5 protein-coding genes are annotated in these 3,824 nt (G+C 71.4%); 3 read left to right on the forward strand and 2 right to left on the reverse strand.

Annotated features, from left to right (window positions below; translation table 11 throughout):
* On the forward strand, positions 1-595 hold a 595-nt coding region (locus tag BGN95_RS06675; protein WP_286772035.1), incomplete at its 5' end, for an SDR family NAD(P)-dependent oxidoreductase.
* Positions 592-1,482, forward strand: a complete 891-nt coding sequence (locus BGN95_RS06680; protein WP_286772036.1) for an ornithine cyclodeaminase family protein — start codon at positions 592-594, stop codon at positions 1,480-1,482. The genes BGN95_RS06675 and BGN95_RS06680, both read left to right, overlap by 4 nt.
* Here the strand turns inward: BGN95_RS06680 and BGN95_RS06685 are convergent.
* On the reverse strand, positions 1,413-2,375 hold the full coding sequence (locus tag BGN95_RS06685; protein ID WP_286772037.1) for an NAD(P)-dependent oxidoreductase: 963 nt from the start codon (positions 2,373-2,375) through the stop codon (positions 1,413-1,415). The genes BGN95_RS06680 and BGN95_RS06685 overlap by 70 nt on opposite strands.
* A complete protein-coding gene (locus BGN95_RS06690; protein WP_286772038.1) occupies positions 2,368-2,766 on the reverse strand; it encodes a carboxymuconolactone decarboxylase family protein in 399 nt (132 codons plus the stop codon). The genes BGN95_RS06685 and BGN95_RS06690 overlap by 8 nt, the downstream gene beginning before the upstream one ends.
* 181 nt (positions 2,767-2,947) lie before the next feature.
* Between BGN95_RS06690 and BGN95_RS06695 the strand changes: the two genes are divergently transcribed.
* Positions 2,948-3,824, forward strand: an 877-nt coding sequence (locus BGN95_RS06695; protein ID WP_286772039.1) for an ABC transporter substrate-binding protein, incomplete at its 3' end; no start/stop codon positions are given.

Consider the following 3,824-nt stretch of genomic DNA (forward strand, 5'->3'; position numbering starts at 1 on the left):
CGCCGACGGCGGCGCCGCGGATGCGCTGGCACTGGATGTGGCGGACCGTTCAGCGGTCGTCGAGGCGATCGACGCCGTCGCCGAGCGGCTCGGGCGGATCGACGCCGTCGTCAACAACGCGATGTGGATCCGCTACGGCGCCCTCGAGGAGATGGACGAGGCGACCGTGGACCGCATGCTCGCCGTCGGGCTGAAGGCCGTCGTCTGGATGGCCCAGGCGAGTCTCCCCCATCTGCGCCGGACGTCGGGCTGCATCGTCAACGTCTCGTCGCCGGCGGCCGTCCGCGCGACGGCGGGCGCCGCGATCTACTCCGCCGTCAAGGGCGCCGTGTCGAGCCTGACGTGGCAGATGTCCAACGAGCTGGGGGCACAGGGCGTGCGGGTCAACGCCGTGGTCCCCGGGGCCGTGCCCACCGAGGGAGCCCGCGCGCTCGTCGACGACGCGGGCTACGAGCTCCGCCGCGCCCACACGCCGCTCGGCCGTCTCGGGACACCGGAGGACCTCGCCGGCGCCGTGTCGTTCCTCGTGTCGGAGGATGCCGCGTTCGTCAACGGACACCTGCTCGCCGTCGACGGCGGCCTGCTGGTCTCATGATCCGGCAGCTCGACGACACCGAGGTCGAACGCCTCGCAACCCCGGAACGCGCCGTCGAGATCATGCGTGCGGCGCTTCTCGACCTGGCCGACGGCGAGATGACCGCGACGCCCCGGACGGCGCTCCCGGCGGGCGCGACGGCGCTGGTGATCGGTGCCGGCGGGCGGCGCTCGGGCCCGGTCGGGTTCCGGGCCTACGGCGGTTGGGGTCCGCAGTCCGACCAGCTCACCGCGGTGTGGGACGGCGACGGACGACTGCTCGGCGTGGTCACCGGCGAGCTGCTCGGGATCCTCCGGACGGGCGCCCTCGGCGGCGTGGCGGTCGACGCACTCGCCACCCCCGGCGCGGACCGGATCGGCGTCGTCGGCAGCGGGAGGATGGCGTGGGGGCAGGTCTGGGCCGCTTCCGCCGTGCGACCCATCGCCGGCGTGGACGTCTTCAGTCCGTCACCGGATCGCCGCGACGACTTCGCCCGCCGCGTGGAGAGCCGTCTCGGCATCCCCTGCCGCCCCGTGTCCACGGCGGCGGAGGCGGTGGCCGACAAGCCGGTGGTCGTCCTGTCCACGACGTCGACCACCCCGGTGATACGCCTCGAGGATCTGAGCCCGGGGGCGCACGTCAACAGCACGGGACCCAAGCGCGCGGGAGCGAGCGAGCTCGACCCGCGGATCGCCGAGGCGGCGACCGCGATCGTCACCGACGCGCCGGCACAGGTCGAGGCGGACGACGACTGGTTCTCGCCGCGGAGACCCACCGCGCTGGGCGCCGTCCTCTCGGGCGCCGCGCCCGGCCGACGGGATGCCGGGGACCTGACGCTCTACTGCTCGGTGGGCGTGACCGGGACCGAGCCGCTGCTGGCCGCTGAGCTGCTGTCGGCACGGGACTGATCCCGCACCTCCACCCCGGCGCGACGCTCGAGCGGACGGATGATCTCCGTGTGGTCCGCCCCCGCCGGCAGCTCGGCGTTGAGCTGCTCCCAGCGCTCCCGGACGGCGTCGGAGAGGGACATGTCGAGGCCGAGGCCCCTGCCGAGGGCGGTGGCGATCCGCACGTCCTTCTCGAGCAGGGCGGCCGAGAAGCCCGAATCGAAGGTGCCGGGGACGACGTAGCGCGGCAGCTTGAGCTCGGTGGATCCGCTGCGTCCGCTCGAGGTGTTGACGATCGCGAGGAAGACCTCGGGGTCGACGCCGAAGCGCGTCGCCGCGATCGCCGCCTCGTCCGAGACGAGCAGGTGCGCCGCCGACATGAGGTTGTTGAGCGCCTTGACGGCGTGACCGGCGCCGACGTCGCCCGCGCGCACCACACGCGAGCCGAGGGCATCCAGGATGCCGGCGAGATCGTCGAACTGTGAGACGGATCCACCGACCATGATCGTGAGGGTTCCGCCGACGGCGCCGACGACGCCACCGGACACCGGAGCGTCGACGAGCTCGATCCCGTCCTCCGCGAGGCGCGCGGCGAGCGCCCGGGTGCGCTCCGGCTCGGACGAGCTCATGTCGACCACGATCGACACCGCCCGCTCTGCGGCCGGGATGGCCGCGAGCTGCGCGGCGACCGACTCCACGATGTCGCTGTTGGGCAGCATCAGGATGACGACCTGCGCCGCACGCCCGACCTGCCCGGCATCGGCCAGCACCTCGATCCCGCGTGCGGCCGCATCCTCGCGACCGGCGGGCGAGGCGTCGAAACCGACCACGCGATGACCGGCGGCGACGAGGCGCTCGGCCATCGGCGTGCCCATGTGCCCGAGGCCGATGAGCCCGAGCACGCGGTCAGCCATCGATCTCGTTCAGCACGGCCTGCGCGTGACGGGTGGCGTCGAGCGCGGCAGGGACTCCGCAGTAGATGGCGGTCTGCAGCAGCACCTCTTGGATCTCCTCCGCGGTCAGGCCGTTGCGCACGGCCCCCCGGACGTGCAGTTCCAACTCGTCCATCTTGCCCAATGCCGTGAGCATCGCGAGGTTGATCAGGCTGCGCTCCCGCAGCTCGAGGCCGGGTCGGTTCCAGATCGCCCCCCAGCAGTACTCGGTGACGAGCTCCTGGAGCGGGCGCGTGAAGTCTGTCGCGTTGGTGCGGGAGCGCTCCACGTGGGCGTCGCCCAGAACACGGCGACGCATCGCATCGCCACGCTCGAGCATCACGGACGGGGTGGTGGCGTCGGAAGTCGTCATTGATGGTCCTTTTCGCGAATCGTCGGATCGCACGGCTCGTTCCTCGGAGCTCATGCTGTCTGACAGTAAGCTATCTGCAAACAGCTATTGTGCCAAGAGCTTTCTGCTTTATAGACTCCACCGGACGCAGCGTCGCGTTCCCCGCAGCGCAGCGAGCACCCACCCGAGAGGAATCACAACGATGTCGGTATCCCTTCTGACGACCAGAGCGGGCCGCGTGACGGCTCTGGCCGCTGCAGCGTCACTCGCCGCACTCGCCCTCGCCGGGTGCTCCGGCGGGATCGCCACGCAGGACAAGCCGAGCGCCGGCGCCGCCAGCTGCCCGTCCGAGGTGCAGATCGGTGCGCCCCTGCCGCTGTCCGGCCCCCTGGCAGACTTCGGCAACAACAGCCTCAACGGCATGAAGATCGCCGCCGACGACATCAACAAGGCCGGCGGCATGAAGTCCCTCGGCGGCGCGAAGCTCAAGATCGTCGCCGGCGACACGAGCTCTGCCGACGCCGGCACCGCGACGAGCGCGACCTCCAAGCTCATCGGCGACGGTGCGGTCGGCCTCATCGGAGCGTGGCTGAGCAACATGACCACGACGGTCAGCACGGTCGCCGAGCAGAGCGAGGTCCCGATCCTCACCCAGTCGTGGGCCGACGCCCTCTCACAGCGCGGCTACAAGTACTACTTCCAGGCACCGCCGAAGTCGAGCGTCATCGGCAAGGCGGCGACCGACTACATGGTCGCCGCGGCGAAGTCGGTGGGCGTGACGTTCACCAAGGTCGCGGGCGTCGGCCCCAACGACGTCGCGAACACGACCCAGATCAACGCGGCCGTCACCGCGTTCAAGGCGGCGGGCGCAGCGGCGGACGCACCCACGTTCTACCAGGCCGGCATCACCGACGCGACGCCGATCATCACGCGCATCGCCGCGCAGAAGGCCGACCTCATCCTGATCAGCGGATCGCCCGCGGACGCGTCGCTGATCGTGAAGGGGATCCGGGCGGCCGGCATCACGACGCCGATCATGGGCTTCGGCGGCGCGTTCGTCGTGCCGAGCTTCGCCAAGG

Source organism: Sphingomonas sp. 66-10 (assembly GCF_001897045.1).
Lineage (GTDB): Bacteria > Pseudomonadota > Alphaproteobacteria > Sphingomonadales > Sphingomonadaceae > Sphingomonas > Sphingomonas lycopersici.

What these genes read in the sequence shown, in the direction of transcription:
- BGN95_RS06680 (WP_286772036.1), top strand. Translation starts at nt 592, where the DNA reads ATGATCCGGCAGCTCGACGACACCGAGGTCGAACGCCTCGCAACCCCG.
- BGN95_RS06685 (WP_286772037.1), bottom strand. Translation starts at nt 2,375, where the DNA reads ATGGCTGACCGCGTGCTCGGGCTCATCGGCCTCGGGCACATGGGCACG.
- BGN95_RS06690 (WP_286772038.1), bottom strand. Translation starts at nt 2,766, where the DNA reads ATGACGACTTCCGACGCCACCACCCCGTCCGTGATGCTCGAGCGTGGC.